This window comes from Pseudomonas sp. KH_040, assembly GCF_057839305.1.
Map to the genome: position 1 here is coordinate 3,642,541 of NZ_CM174487.1, position 13,128 is coordinate 3,655,668.

The window sequence follows — 13,128 nt, forward strand, 5'->3', positions numbered from 1 at the left end:
CACACCAATCCCCTGTAGGAGTGAGCCTGCTCGCGATAGCGGTGTGTCTGTTTACATTGATGTCGCAGGTGCCGGCCTCATCGCGAGCAGGCGAAGGCCTACAGGGGTTATGTGTTCGGACAGTCATACCGACACCTCTTCAGTGTCAGCATTAGTCTTGCCAAAGCGTCGACCGAGGCGGTCGAAGTACAGGTAGATCACCGGCGTGGTGAACAGCGTCAGCACCTGGCTCACCAGCAGACCGCCAACCATTACCAGACCCAACGGCTGACGCAATTCAGCCCCGGAGCCGGTGGCGAGCATCAACGGCACCGCACCGAACAGCGCCGCCAGCGTGGTCATGAGGATTGGCCGGAAGCGCAGCAGCGCCGCCTGATAAATCGCCTGTTCCGGCGCCATGCCTTGGGTGCGTTCAGCATCGAGGGCGAAGTCGATCATCATGATCGCGTTCTTTTTCACGATACCGATCAGCAGAATGATACCGATGATCGCGATCATGCCCAGGTCATTGCCGCTGAGCAGCAACGCCAGCAACGCACCGACCGCCGCCGACGGCAAGGTCGAAAGAATGGTGACCGGGTGAATGTAGCTCTCGTACAGCACGCCCAGCACGATGTACATGGTCACCACTGCCGCCAGAATCAGCAGCAAAGTGCTCGACAACGACGCCTGGAAAGCTTCGGCCGCTCCCTGGAACTGGGTCTGCACGCCGACGGGCATGCCGATGTCTTTCTGTACCTGCTCGATGATGTCGACCGCATGCCCCAACGCCACGCCGGGTGCGAGGTTGAACGACATCATCACTGCCGGGAACTGGCCGATATGGGTGATCGCCAGTTGCGCCTGACGCTCTTCCACGTGGGCGAGACTCGACAGGCGCACCTGTGCGCCATCGGTGGTCTTGACGTGAATCTGGTCCAGCGCCTGCGGGCCGATCTTCTCCCCGGCCTGGGCTTGCAGCACCACGCGGTACTGGCTGGCCTGGGTGTAAATCGTCGAGATCTGGCGTTGGCCGAAAGCGTCGTACAGCGCATCGGTGATGTTCGCCACCGAAACGCCCAGGCGTGAGGCGGCATCGCGGTCGATCACCAGATAGACCTGCAAACCCTTGTCCTGCAAATCACTGGCGACGTCCGTCAGTTCCGGACGCTGGGCCAGCGCTTCGACCAGGCGGCCGCTCCACTGGCTGAGCAGTTCGGAATCCGGCGAAGACATGCTGAACTGGTATTGCGTGCGGCTGACGCGGTCCTCGATGGTCAGATCCTGCACCGGCTGCATGAACAGACGGATGCCAACCAGTTTGTCCAGCTGCGGTTGCAGGCGCGCAATCACTTCTGTGGCGCTCAGATCGCGCTCACTGTGAGGCTTGAGGTTGATCAGCAAGCGGCCGCTGTTGAGCGTGGCGTTATCGCCGTCGACACCGATGTAGGACGACAGGCTCTGTACGGCCGGATCTTCGAGAATGATCTTCGCCAGCTCTTGTTGACGCTCGCCCATCGCCGCGAAGGAAATCGACTGCGGGGCCTCGGAAATACCCTGAATCACCCCGGTGTCCTGCACCGGAAAGAAGCCCTTCGGCACCACCATGTACAGAAACACGGTCAACGCCAGCGTGCCGATAGCCACCAGCAAGGTCAGCGGCTGATGCTTGAGCACCCAGCGCAGCATCCGACCATACTCGGCGATCATCCAATCGATGACTGCACCGCTGGCGCGGTAGAAACGGCCCTGCTCATGTGCTTCTGGCTCACGCTTGAGCAAGCGCGCGCACATCATCGGCGTCAGGGTCAGCGAGACCACCAGTGAAATCAGGATTGCCACAGCCAGAGTGATGGCGAATTCGCGGAACAAGCGCCCCACCACGTCGGCCATGAACAGCAGCGGAATCAGTACCGCGATCAGCGACAGGGTCAGGGAAATCAGGGTAAAGCCAATCTGCTTGGCGCCCTTCAGTGCGGCCTGCATCGGGCTGTCGCCCTCTTCGATGAAGCGCGCGATGTTCTCGAGCATGACGATGGCGTCGTCGACCACAAAACCGGTGGCAATGGTCAGGGCCATCAGGGTCAGGTTGTTCACCGAGAACCCGGCCAGATACATCACGCCAAAGGTGCCGATCAGCGACAGCGGTACGGCCACCGACGGAATGATCGTCGCACTGGCGCGGCGCAGGAACAGGAACGTCACCATCACCACCAGGGCGATGGCGATGAGCAATTCGTGTTGCACATCAGTGACCGAGGCGCGAATGGTTTGCGTACGGTCGGTCAGCACGGTGACATCAAGGCCGGCCGGCAGGTTGTCGGTGATGCTCGGCAGCAACGCCTTGATGCGGTCGACCACCTCAATGACGTTGGCACCCGGCTGACGCTGGATGTTCAGCAGCACGGCCTGATTCTTGTTGGCCCACGCCGCGAGACGCTCGTTCTCGGCGCCATCGACAATTTCCGCCACGTCCTTGAGCCGTAACGGCGCGCCGTTCTTGTAGGCGAGAATCAGATTGGCGTAGTCCTCGGGCGAGGTCAGTTGGTCGTTGGCGTCGAGCATTGACACGCGGGTCGGGCCGTCGAAGTTGCCCTTCGGCTGGTTGACGTTGGAAGCGCTGATCAAGGTGCGCACGTCGGACAGGTTCAGGCTGTTGGCCGCGAGAGCCTCGGGATTGACCTTGACGCGCACGGCCTGACGCTGACCGCCGGCAATGCTGACCATGCCGACGCCGCTGATCTGGGCGATTTTCTGCGCCATGCGCGTATCGACCAGGTCATTGAGCTTGGGTAACAGCATGGTTTTCGAGGTAATCGCCAAGGTCAGCACCGGGGTGTCCGCCGGGTTGACCTTGTTGTACACCGGTGGCGCCGGCAAATCGGTTGGCAGCAGATTGGTCGCGGCGTTGATCGCGGCTTGCACCTGCTGCTCGGCAACGTCCATGTTGATGTCGAGGCTGAAACGCAACGTCAGCACCGACGCACCGCCGGAGCTGGTCGAGGCCATTTGCGTCAGGCCCGGCATCTGCCCGAACTGGCGTTCGAGCGGCGCCGTCACGGCGCTGGTCATCACATCCGGGCTGGCGCCGGGATACAGGGTCATGACGCGGATCGTCGGGTAATCGACTTGTGGCAGTGCAGAAACTGGCAGCAAGCGATAAGCAATCAGGCCGGCCAGCACAATGGCCAGCATGCTCAGGGTGGTGGCTACCGGTCGGAGGATGAACAGCCGCGAAATGTTCATGCGCCCTTCTTGGCCTTGTCGGAAACAGCAGCGTCAGTCGGGGTGGCGGCAGATTTGCCTTGCAGGTGTTCGGTCGGCGTGGTCGGCACTTGATTGCTGTCGTTGACCACTTCCACTTCGCTGCCTTCCTTGAGGCGGTCGGTGCCTTCCAGCACCACGCGATCACCGGCAGCCAGGCCTTCGGTGACCACGGTGTTTTCGCCATCACTGGCGCCAATCTTCAATTGGCGGATGGTGACTTTCTTGTCGCCGTCCAGCGCATAGACGAACGTGCCGTTGGTACCGAACTGGATAGCCGCTGACGGTGCCAGCACCACGCCTTTCAGTGTGTCAGCCAGCAAGTGAACGTTGACGAACTGGTTGGGGAACAACGCCTGATCGCGGTTTTCGTAGCGGGCCTTGAACTTCAGGGTGCCGGTGGCGACGTCGATCTGGTTGTCGAGGCTTTGCAGAACGCCGGTGGCTTGCAGTTTGGTGTCGCCGCGATCCCACGCTTCAGCCGGCAGCTTGGCGCCGCTGCGATAACGGGCGAGCACGGTTTCGAGGCTGTTTTCCGGCAAGGTGAAGGCGACGCTGATCGGTTGGGTCTGGGTGATCACGGCGAGGAACGTGGTGTCGTTGGCGGTGACGAGGTTACCGACGTCAACCTGACGCAGACCGACACGCCCGGCAATCGGTGCGCGGATCTTGGTGAATTCGAGATTGAGCTTGGCGTCGTTGACCGCGGCCTGATTGGTCTTGACCGTGCCCAGATACTGACCGACCAGCGCTTCGGCGGTGTCCAGCGTCTGTTTGGCGATGCTGTCCTCTTTGTACAGACCGCGATAACGCTCGACATCGACCTGAGCGTTTTTCAGTTGCGCCTGATTCTGCAGCAAGGTGCCTTCGGCCTGCAGCAAGGCGTTCTGGTACGGGCGCGGGTCGATCTCGGCCAGCAGGTCTCCAGCCTTGACCATCTGCCCTTCTTCGAAATTGATCTTGACCAATTCGCCGCCCACCCGGCTACGCACATTGATGGTGTTGAGAGCGGTCACCGTGCCCAGCGCCTTGTAGTACAGCGGGAAGTCGCCGGTGACTGCTGGCGCCACGCGTACCGGGATTGGCCCGCTACCACCACCGAAGCCAGGCCGCATCATCCCCGAACGCCCGGTGTGCCCGGCGGCTGCCTTGTCAGCGCCCTCCTTGTGGGCTGAACCGGCGGGCCAGAATTTCCAGCACAGGACGGCGATCACCAACAAGACAAGCAGGCTGATCAGCCAGCGACGGGAGTTACGGGGGGACGATTGCATGGAGTGATTAACCATTGGGCGCGTGGGCTTCTTTTACGGGAGGCTGAACGATAAGCACTGATGGGGAATTAGCAAAGCAGCTTTACCGGCAATTTACTTACACCTTACGTTTCAAGGTGTGAGGCAAAACACTGATACACAAATGAAAACGGCCTGGACAGGGCCAGGCCGTTAACAATTGTAAAAGCGCTTACTTGAGAACGGACAGGGCCGCTTCGTAGTTAGGCTCTTCAGCGATTTCCTTGACCAGTTCGCTGTGCAGGACGTTGTCGTTTTCGTCCAGAACCACAACGGCGCGAGCGGTCAGGCCTTTCAGCGGGCCGTCAGCAATGGCCACGCCGTAGTTCTCGATGAACTCGGCACCGCGCAGGGTCGACAGGTTCTGTACGTTTTCCAGGCCTTCGGCGCCGCAGAAACGTGCCTGGGCGAACGGCAGGTCAGCGGAGATGCACAGCACCACGGTGTTGGCGATGTCGTTGGCCTGAGCGTTGAACTTGCGCACCGAGGTGGCGCAGGTCGGGGTGTCAACGCTTGGGAAGATGTTCAGCACTTTGCGCTTGCCGGCAAAGTCTTTCAGGGTGACGTCGGACAGATTGCCGGCAACCAGAGAAAAGGCTGGCGCCTTGGAACCGGCTTGTGGCAACTGGCCGTTGACTTGAACCGGGTTGCCTTTAAGGGTGACTTGAGCCATGACTTGAGTCCTTCTGATGTTTTGATTGGAAAGCATGCAAGAGGCCGAAGTTAACCACGAAATTGTCCGACGACCTATGCCCTGTTTTCAAATTGTTGGGTGCCTGCGCGAAAAATTGTATACAAAACCACAACCATTCCCCTGTAGGAGTGAGCCTGCTCGCGATAGCGGTCTGTCAGTCAACATCTGCGTATATGATCCACCGCCATCGCGAGCAGGCTCACTCCTACAATGAGATCTGCGGTGTGAAAATTTCTCCGCACTTTTACCAGAGACCCTGTCGATTCAAGTGTGGCTCGTTCGACTAAACAACGAATCCCCACAATCCACGGAGTAAACGCCATGCGATTCATGATCCTTGTAAAAGCCAACGCCGACTCGGAAGCCGGCATCATGCCCAGCGAAGAACTGATCACCGCCATGGGCAACTTCAACGAAGAACTGGTCAAGGCCGGCATCCTGATCGATTGCGATGGCCTGCATCCGAGCAGCAAAGGCGCTCGCGTGCATTTCTCCGGTGACAAACGCACGGTCATCGACGGGCCGTTCATCGAGACCAAAGAATTGGTGGCGGGTTACTGGATCTGGGAAGTGAAATCGAAAGAAGAAGCCATCGAATGGGTCAAGCGCTGCCCTAACCCAATGCCGGGCGAGTCCGATATTGAAATCCGTCAGATATTTTCTGCCGAAGACTTTGGCGCCGAATTCACCCCCGAAGCGCGAGAACAGGAAGAGCGCATCCGCGAACAGGCCAAGAAAAACGGCTGAACCTACTCGCAGCTGTAGGAGCTGCCGAAGGCTGCGATCTTTTGATCTTGTTTCTCCAGATCAACATTAAAAGATCCCAACCTTCGGCAGCGCCTGCAAAAGCAGTGCTGTTCAGATCGGTTGGATATTTGCAGCTTGCGGACCTTTGGGCCCCTGCGTAACCTCGAACGAAACCCTCTGACCTTCTTTTAGCGTTTTAACTCCACTGGAACTAATCGCAGAGAAGTGCGCAAACAGATCCTCGCCCCCTCCATCTGATGTAATAAAGCCGAACCCCTTTTCATCGCTGAACCACCTCACTGTTCCCGTCTCCATATTCATCTTCCTTTCATTTACTTCGCGCATGCCAGACTTCTGCGCGTCACTCAACCATCAAACGCCCTTCCTCTAGTCCCGACAACTGTCAAATCTGACAGGGTGTAAATACATCCAGTCGCGTACAGGAGCTGTCGAGCGAAACGAGGCTGCTACACAATCGATCAGTCGGGCATAGAGCGGATGATCTCGGCCAGATCATCCTTGGTTATTTCATTTGATCGTTCCCACGCTCTGCGTGGGAATGCCTCAAGGGACGCTCTGCGTTCCAGCTTGCGAATTTGACGCAGAGCGTCAAGGGCGGCATTCCCACGCAGAGCGTGGGAATGATCATTCAAGAGCGATCAGTTTTTGAGTTCGACGTGATCGAGGGCTTGGTTGACGGCCAGTTCACCCAGCATGACGACCTGTGCGATGCCCAATGCGGTCTTGCGCTGCGAGGTTTCCAGCGAGGCGGCGAAGTTGATCAGCATTTCGCTGGCCGAGCCGAGGGTTTCGCTGGCGTTGGCAAGCAGGGATTCGGTGTTGTACCTGGGATTGGCGAGGTACATGGGTTCCGGCTCGTTGGCGCTGGACATGATGTGGGCGGAGGGGTTGAGGTAGAAATCGAGGGCGCGGTCGGCGGCTTCGTGGAGCTTTTTACTGTCGACCGAGGCGTAGGGGGATGTAGTGTCGGCTTCTGCTTCTGGGGGGTTGGGTGTTGGTTTTTTCATGGTGTAACTCCGCTGAAAGTTGGAGCTGTCCCATTCGGTTTCCGGACGAAGAGGTGGCAGCTGTACGCAGGTTGGAAACCCGGGCAGCGGCGACCCGGTCGACCCGAAGGTCTCCCGCGCACAGCCGCCATAACGGAGTGCACACATTTGAAGTGCGCAAGGATACGTTATGAAAGGCGTGTACGCGCCACTAATACCCGTCGGGGTTTCCAGTCCCGGTCGCTGATTTGGCAGCGACGAACACAGGCTAGAGACCCGACGTCCGACGGACAACCTGAAAACCTTGTGGGAACGTTCCGCAAAATCAAAACAACCTTTAAACATCCCGAATTGAAATACGTATGGGTAGGAGTTGCCGAGAGCTCAAACCGCGACCGGACGATTCTCTGATTTTGATCCACAAAACCAAGATCAAAAGATCGCAGCCTCGTTTCACTCGACAGCTCCTACACCGTAAGCAATGGAATAGTTGGTACACAATCACCTGTGAACCCGTACACAAAACCAAAGAATTAATCCATTCGGCTGGCTAACTCCCGATTAGCTGCTAGCGTCATTCAGACGTGTCCTACAGGCTTGATAAGAAAGGGATTACGCCGTAACGGCCGAGAAGTGCCGAGTATCCAGAAGCCACCAGGGAATCGGGGATGATGTTCAATCGAGTGGGGAAGACTCTTTTTCTGGCCAGTGCGCTGGCGGCTGCGTGTGGCGTGCAGGCGGATAACGCCGAGGACTCGAACAAAAGCAACAACCCGTTGAACGTGGCGCCCGGCGCCAATCTGCAGGACTACTACACTCCGAAACTCTACGACAGCAATGCGCACAGCAATGACGTGTTGCTGCGCGGCACCCTGCCGATTGCGCCCAACGATTTCATCGGCGTGCCGCAACTGGTCCGCGCCACGCTACCGATCAGCACCCGCCCCGATCCGCACAACGGTTACAGCACCGGCATCGGCGATCTGAACCTGTTCGATATCTTCATTCTGAAAACCGAAGGCGTGCAATTGGGCATTGGCCCGTTGATCACTGCGCCGACCGCCGAACAGGACGAACTCGGTACCGGCAAATGGCAAGGTGGCCTCGCCGCCGTGGCCATCGACGCCTCGCCGCGCGGACTGCTCGGCGCGCTGGTGCAGTACCAGAGTTCGTTTGCCGGTGACAACGATCGCCCTCACGTCGAGAGCGCAACCATGCAGCCGTTCATCATCCATAACCTGGAAAAAGGCTGGTACCTGCGCTCCACCGGCACCTGGACTTTCGACCTGAAAAACGACACCCACTACATCCCGCTCGGTCTGGGTGTTGGCAAAGCCTGGAAGTCCGGCAGCAACATCCTCAACGCTTTCGTCGAGCCGCAGTGGACGGTCAACCGCAAGGGCGACGGGCTGCCGCAGTTCGTTGTGTACACGGGTATCAATGTGACATTCGGCAAATAAGGAAAACGCCATGCACGCTGTTTTCAAAGCCACCGGATACGGCCTGATGACCATGTTTGTCAGCTGTGGCGTCGGCGCCCAGCAGCCCAACTGCCCGCCGACACCAAACGGCTCGGCACAGGGGATTGTTCGCCTTGATATACCGAAACCGGAAGTCGCCAGTGGTGAATGGAAAATGCCGTTGCTCAATACGATCAATTCAAACCAATAAGCGGAGTCATCAATGATCAAGCCCAACGTTGTGCGCCCGCTGTTGGCGCTGTGCATGATCGGCAGTCCTCTGCTTTACGCAGCAGAGGGCGGTGTCGGCCGCCCGATCACCGGCCAGCAGGTGTTCTCCAACGCCGGGATCGTCCCGCCCGAGCCGGGTTGGGTCATGTCGCTCACCAGCATCTGGTACGACGGCTCGCTCAAGGGCAGTAACGGTGCACCGATTTCCGGCGCAGTCAGCGGCGGGATCGACATGAAAGTCTCCTACACCATGGGCAACTTCACCCACGTCTGGGACACCGGCAAAGGTCCATGGAACTACGCCTCGGCAATCGGTGTGCCGGTGCAATACACCGACATCAAAGCCAGCATCACCGGCCCGCGCGGACGGACGTTGGGTGACAGTGACTCAGGTACGCAATTCGCCGACGCCTTGATCACGCCGATTGCCGCCGGCTATCACTTCGATGAGCTGAACCACATCTCGTTTTCGCTGCCGATCTACGTGCCAACCGGCGCCTACAACAAGGATCGTCTGGCCAACCCGGGACAGAACAACTACACCTTCATGCCAACGGTGGCGTTCACGCATCTGGATGGCAAGGGCGGCGAACTCACGCTGTCCAGCGGTCTTGAGTTCTATACCGAGAACGACGCCACCGACTATCGCAACGGCAACATCTTCACCCTCGACGCACTGTGGACCCATGGTTTTGGCGATGGCTGGAGCGCGGGTATTGCGGCCGGCTACATCCAGCAACTCACCGATGACAAAGGCCAGACCGCCGACACCTTCAATGGTTATCGCGGACGCTCTGTAGGCGCCGGCCCGGTCGTGGGCTGGACCGGTAAATTCGCCGACGCCCAAGCCAATATCAGTGCGCGCTGGGTACCGGAGTTCGACACCAAGAACCGCCCTGAAGGCAACGGCTTCAGCGTCAACCTGACCCTGGCCTTTTTCTAGACCGGACACAAAGGACTGCCCCCATGACTGCGCTTACCGACCTCAACGCCCTGCAAGCCAGTATCGCCGAAGCCGTACTCGGTCAGGATCAGGTGATCCGCCAGATCCTCCTCGGCCTGTTGGCCAACGGTCACTTGCTGCTGGAAAGTCTGCCGGGGCTGGCCAAGACCCGCACGGTCAAAGCACTGGCCAAACACCTCGACGCGAAGATGAGCCGCATCCAGTTCACCCCGGATCTACTGCCCTCGGACATCACCGGGGCCGAGGTGCTGCATCAGGTCGAAGGCAAAAACGAAATCCGCTTTCAGCCGGGGCCGCTGTTCGGCAACCTGATCCTCGCCGACGAGATCAACCGCGCCCCCGCCAAAGTGCAAGCGGCGTTGCTTGAGGCTATGGAAGAGCGCCAGATTACGGTGGCCGGCAACAGCCATGCCCTGCCCGACCTGTTTATTGTGGTGGCAACGCAAAACCCGATCGAACAGGAAGGCACCTATCCGCTGCCGGAAGCGCAGATGGACCGGTTTCTGATGAAAGTCCTGCTCGACTACCCGAGCGCGGAAAACGAAAGTCAGGTACTGCGTCTGCTGCGCAACGAAGAGTTCGCCCAAGGCGCCAGCACCACACCGATCAAGGGTTTCAGCCTGCCGCAGGAGGTGATCTTCGCTGCGCGCAAGGAAGTCAGCGCCGTGCACGTGTCCCCGGCCATTGATAGCTACCTGATCGACCTGATCAACGCCACCCGCCACCCCGCCGATTACGACGAAGACCTCGCGCGCTGGATTGCCATCGGTGCCAGTCCGCGCGGTGGCATTGGCCTGGACCGTTGCGCCCGCGCCGATGCGTGGCTGCAAGGTCAGGACTTTGTCTCGCCGGACAACGTGCGCGCCGTGGTGCATCCGGTGCTGCGCCATCGTCTGCAATTGAGCTACGACGCGGTGGCCGACGGCGTGAGTGCCGATCAGGTGCTCGACCGGATCCTCGACAAAGTGGCGATTCCGGCATGAACGACGAAGGTCTGGTCTACGTCTCTCTCGCGCAATTGATGGCGCTGGAGTTCAAGGCCCGTGACCTGAGTTTTCTCGCACGACAGCCGCGGGGCAGCATCCTCGCCGGCAACCATGCTTCGCGCCTGCGCGGGCGTGGCTTGAGTTTCGATGAGCTGCGTCGCTATCAGCCGGGCGATGATTTGCGTCACCTCGACTGGCGCGCCTCGCTGCGCACCGGCAAACCGGTGGTGCGTACCTTCACCGAAGAGCGCGACCGTCCGGCATTGATCGTCGTCGATCAGCGCATGTCGATGTTCTTCGGCTCGCAGCGCAGCTTCAAATCGGCCCTCGGCGCCGAACTCGCGGCATTGGCGGCGTGGATGGTGTTCAACGCCGGCGACCGGGTTGGCGGACTGGTGTTCAACGATCAGCGTATCGACAGCATCGCACCGTTGCGCAGCCGTAAACGTGTGGAAGCCTTGCTCAGTCGCATCGCCGAACAGAATCAGGCACTGAGCGCGGCTAATCCCGACGCCGAAGACGAAGACCAGTTGGACAAGGTCTTGCAACGCTGCCTCGCCCTGGCCGGGCACGACCATTTGATCTGCATCGTCAGCGACTTCGCCGGGGCCGGCGATCGGACCCTGCAACTGATGCGGCAATTGTCGGCGCACAACGATGTGATTGCGCTGCAGGTCTACGACCCGCTGGCGATGAAGCTGCCGAGCAATGGTCGCCTGCTGGTTACCCAAGGCGAATTGCAAGTGGAACTGGCGGTGGAAAAACGCAACGTGCACCAACCGCTGGGGGATTTTCTCAGCGGCCGGCTGAAAGACGTCGCCACTTTGCTGCGCCGCAGTCAGGTGCCGCTGATGATGTTCAGCACCGCCGAAGAGGCGCACGCACAACTGCGCGCCGAGCTGGGCAAAAGTGCCGGGGCACGGCGATGAACCCGAATATCCCGAGCATTGAACAGCTTAAAGAGCTGGGCCTGCCCGAGCCGGTCAGTTATGCGCCGCAGACGTGGGGTTGGTGGGTGTTGCTCGCCCTGCTCATATTGGCCGCGTTGTTGATCGGCATTCGGCGCTATGTGCAATGGCGCAGAGACGCTTATCGGCGCGAAGGCCTGGCGCGTCTGGCGCAGTTGCGCAGCCGCAGTGATGACTTGAATGCCTTGCGCGAATTGCCGGAACTGCTCAAACGTGTGGCGCTCTCGATGCCGATGCACAAGCCTACTCGCTGGAATGCAAACCCTGTGGGAGCTGGCTTGCCAGCGATGGGGCCATCACATCCAACATCTGTATCGACTGACAGAACGCCATCGCTGGCAAGCCAGCTCCCACAGGGTCCTGCGGCGCTGGGGAGGGAGGATTGGCAATTTTTCTTGCAGCGCCACTGCAAAAAGCCGCTACCGGCCGATTTCAGCGAACAACTCGCGCAACTCGCCTACGCCCCCGACGACACCTTGCGCGCCCTCCCCGCGCCGCAACGCCTGGCGCTGTTCGACACCTGCCAATACTGGATGGAGCATCACCATGTGGCAGCTTGATTACCCCTGGCTGTTGCTTCTGCTGCCATTACCTTGGCTGGCTTACCGCTATCTGTCCGCCTACAACGAGGCCCGCAGCGCCGTGCGTGTGCCGTTTTTCGCAGCCATGAGCCGCGCGGTCGGTGAGGCCCCGGGCATCGTCGGCAACCGCCGCAATCACTGGCAACTGCTGCTGAATGTTCTGGTCTGGACCTTGATTTTGTTGGCCGCCGCACGCCCGGTTTTCGTGGAAAAGCCCATCGAACGGCAACAACCGGTACGCGACCTGATGCTCGCCATCGACCTCTCGCAGTCAATGGAAACCGAAGACTTCACCAACGCCAGCGGTGAAAAGATCAATCGCCTCGCCGCCGTCAAAGCGGTGGTGCAAGGCTTTATCGACAAGCGCAAGGACGACCGCCTCGGTCTGATCGTGTTTGGCACCGGCGCCTACCCGCAGGCGCCGCTGACCCTCGATCACGCCAGCCTCTCGCTGCTGCTGGCCGACACAGGTATCGGCATGGCCGGCCCCAACACCGCGATCGGTGACGCGATCGGTTTGAGCCTGAAGCTGCTGGACAAGGCCCACGAGCAGGAAAAAGTGCTGATCCTGCTTACCGACGGCAACGACACCAGCAGCGCGATCACCCCGGATCACGCCGCTGAAATGGCCGCCAACAAAGGCGTGATCATTCACACCATCGGCATCGGTGACCCGAGCGCGTCCGGTGAGGCCAAGGTCAACTTGTCGGCGCTGGAACAGATCGCCAAAACCACTGGCGGCCAGTTCTTCCGCGCCGAAGACCGCAACGCGCTGGATCAGGTCTACAGCACCCTCGATCGCCTCACGCCACACCAGGTGAAAACCCTCAGCCATCAACCACAACGCGAGTTGTTCTACTGGCCGCTGGGCGCGGCGGTTGCGCTGTCGGGGCTGTATCACCTTGGCGCGCTGCTGCGTGTGCGTCTGGCGTTTGCCCGTCAGCGGCAGGAGGCCTGA

The 13,128-nt window shown here is 59.7% G+C and carries 13 protein-coding genes; 8 read left to right on the forward strand and 5 right to left on the reverse strand.

The window, feature by feature from the left end; all coding sequences use genetic code 11:
- Nucleotides 1-123: 123 nt before the first annotated feature.
- The 3 genes from AC3IUF_RS16145 to tpx all read right to left on the reverse strand — a co-directional run bounded on the left by AC3IUF_RS16145 (nucleotide 124) and on the right by tpx (nucleotide 5,205).
- Nucleotides 124-3,225, reverse strand: coding sequence for an MdtB/MuxB family multidrug efflux RND transporter permease subunit (locus AC3IUF_RS16145; protein ID WP_489278592.1), 3,102 nt, complete (start codon nucleotides 3,223-3,225; stop codon nucleotides 124-126).
- A complete protein-coding gene (locus tag AC3IUF_RS16150; RefSeq protein ID WP_007914370.1) occupies nucleotides 3,222-4,529 on the reverse strand; it encodes an MdtA/MuxA family multidrug efflux RND transporter periplasmic adaptor subunit in 1,308 nt (435 codons plus the stop codon). Before AC3IUF_RS16150 ends, AC3IUF_RS16145 begins: the two co-directional genes overlap by 4 nt.
- A gap of 175 nt (nucleotides 4,530-4,704) precedes the next feature.
- Nucleotides 4,705-5,205: a thiol peroxidase gene (tpx, locus tag AC3IUF_RS16155; protein ID WP_007914372.1), complete on the reverse strand. Its 501-nt coding sequence runs from the start codon at nucleotides 5,203-5,205 to the stop codon at nucleotides 4,705-4,707.
- Between the two features lie 342 nt (nucleotides 5,206-5,547).
- On the opposite strand from tpx, the gene AC3IUF_RS16160 reads away from it, so the two are divergent.
- Nucleotides 5,548-5,973 (forward strand): YciI family protein, encoded by a 426-nt coding sequence (locus AC3IUF_RS16160; protein ID WP_007914374.1) that lies wholly within the window; start codon nucleotides 5,548-5,550, stop codon nucleotides 5,971-5,973.
- Between the two features lie 111 nt (nucleotides 5,974-6,084).
- Here the strand turns inward: AC3IUF_RS16160 and AC3IUF_RS16165 are convergent, their stop codons facing one another.
- Both AC3IUF_RS16165 and AC3IUF_RS16170 read right to left on the reverse strand, forming a co-directional pair.
- Nucleotides 6,085-6,294, reverse strand: coding sequence for a cold-shock protein (locus AC3IUF_RS16165; RefSeq protein ID WP_489281660.1), 210 nt, complete (start codon nucleotides 6,292-6,294; stop codon nucleotides 6,085-6,087).
- A 338-nt stretch (nucleotides 6,295-6,632) separates the two neighbouring features.
- Entirely contained in the window at nucleotides 6,633-7,001 is a 369-nt protein-coding gene (locus AC3IUF_RS16170) for a DUF6124 family protein (protein ID WP_414894324.1), read from the reverse strand.
- Between the two features lie 650 nt (nucleotides 7,002-7,651).
- Between AC3IUF_RS16170 and AC3IUF_RS16175 the strand changes: the two genes are divergently transcribed.
- From AC3IUF_RS16175 to AC3IUF_RS16205, 7 genes are read left to right on the forward strand one after another with little or no spacing between them, the layout of a single operon-like run.
- Nucleotides 7,652-8,440 carry a hypothetical protein gene (locus tag AC3IUF_RS16175; RefSeq protein WP_489281662.1) on the forward strand — a complete coding sequence of 263 codons (789 nt, stop codon included), beginning with the start codon at nucleotides 7,652-7,654 and terminating at the stop codon, nucleotides 8,438-8,440.
- Between the two features lie 10 nt (nucleotides 8,441-8,450).
- Complete coding sequence (locus AC3IUF_RS16180) at nucleotides 8,451-8,651, forward strand: hypothetical protein (protein ID WP_414916083.1); 201 nt, start codon at nucleotides 8,451-8,453, stop codon at nucleotides 8,649-8,651.
- Nucleotides 8,652-8,663: 12 nt separating this feature from the next.
- The gene (locus AC3IUF_RS16185; protein WP_489278594.1) at nucleotides 8,664-9,614 is read left to right on the forward strand and encodes a SphA family protein; all 951 of its coding nucleotides are present in this window, start codon (nucleotides 8,664-8,666) and stop codon (nucleotides 9,612-9,614) included.
- Between the two features lie 23 nt (nucleotides 9,615-9,637).
- The gene (locus AC3IUF_RS16190) at nucleotides 9,638-10,618 is read left to right on the forward strand and encodes an AAA family ATPase (RefSeq protein ID WP_489278595.1); all 981 of its coding nucleotides are present in this window, start codon (nucleotides 9,638-9,640) and stop codon (nucleotides 10,616-10,618) included.
- Nucleotides 10,615-11,550, forward strand: a complete 936-nt coding sequence (locus AC3IUF_RS16195; protein ID WP_489278596.1) for a DUF58 domain-containing protein — start codon at nucleotides 10,615-10,617, stop codon at nucleotides 11,548-11,550. The genes AC3IUF_RS16190 and AC3IUF_RS16195 overlap by 4 nt, the downstream gene beginning before the upstream one ends.
- Nucleotides 11,547-12,149 (forward strand): DUF4381 domain-containing protein, encoded by a 603-nt coding sequence (locus AC3IUF_RS16200; RefSeq protein WP_489278598.1) that lies wholly within the window; start codon nucleotides 11,547-11,549, stop codon nucleotides 12,147-12,149. Before AC3IUF_RS16195 ends, AC3IUF_RS16200 begins: the two co-directional genes overlap by 4 nt.
- Nucleotides 12,136-13,128 (forward strand): vWA domain-containing protein, encoded by a 993-nt coding sequence (locus tag AC3IUF_RS16205; protein ID WP_489278600.1) that lies wholly within the window; start codon nucleotides 12,136-12,138, stop codon nucleotides 13,126-13,128. Before AC3IUF_RS16200 ends, AC3IUF_RS16205 begins: the two co-directional genes overlap by 14 nt.

Excerpts from the sequence above, each read along its gene's own strand:
- AC3IUF_RS16145 (WP_489278592.1), bottom strand. The coding sequence starts at position 3,225 with ATGAACATTTCGCGGCTGTTCATCCTCCGACCGGTAGCCACCACCCTG.
- AC3IUF_RS16150 (WP_007914370.1), bottom strand. The coding sequence starts at position 4,529 with ATGGTTAATCACTCCATGCAATCGTCCCCCCGTAACTCCCGTCGCTGG.
- tpx (WP_007914372.1), bottom strand. The coding sequence starts at position 5,205 with ATGGCTCAAGTCACCCTTAAAGGCAACCCGGTTCAAGTCAACGGCCAG.
- AC3IUF_RS16160 (WP_007914374.1), top strand. The coding sequence starts at position 5,548 with ATGCGATTCATGATCCTTGTAAAAGCCAACGCCGACTCGGAAGCCGGC.
- AC3IUF_RS16165 (WP_489281660.1), bottom strand. The coding sequence starts at position 6,294 with ATGAATATGGAGACGGGAACAGTGAGGTGGTTCAGCGATGAAAAGGGG.
- AC3IUF_RS16170 (WP_414894324.1), bottom strand. The coding sequence starts at position 7,001 with ATGAAAAAACCAACACCCAACCCCCCAGAAGCAGAAGCCGACACTACA.
- AC3IUF_RS16175 (WP_489281662.1), top strand. The coding sequence starts at position 7,652 with ATGTTCAATCGAGTGGGGAAGACTCTTTTTCTGGCCAGTGCGCTGGCG.
- AC3IUF_RS16180 (WP_414916083.1), top strand. The coding sequence starts at position 8,451 with ATGCACGCTGTTTTCAAAGCCACCGGATACGGCCTGATGACCATGTTT.
- AC3IUF_RS16185 (WP_489278594.1), top strand. The coding sequence starts at position 8,664 with ATGATCAAGCCCAACGTTGTGCGCCCGCTGTTGGCGCTGTGCATGATC.
- AC3IUF_RS16190 (WP_489278595.1), top strand. The coding sequence starts at position 9,638 with ATGACTGCGCTTACCGACCTCAACGCCCTGCAAGCCAGTATCGCCGAA.
- AC3IUF_RS16195 (WP_489278596.1), top strand. The coding sequence starts at position 10,615 with ATGAACGACGAAGGTCTGGTCTACGTCTCTCTCGCGCAATTGATGGCG.
- AC3IUF_RS16200 (WP_489278598.1), top strand. The coding sequence starts at position 11,547 with ATGAACCCGAATATCCCGAGCATTGAACAGCTTAAAGAGCTGGGCCTG.
- AC3IUF_RS16205 (WP_489278600.1), top strand. The coding sequence starts at position 12,136 with ATGTGGCAGCTTGATTACCCCTGGCTGTTGCTTCTGCTGCCATTACCT.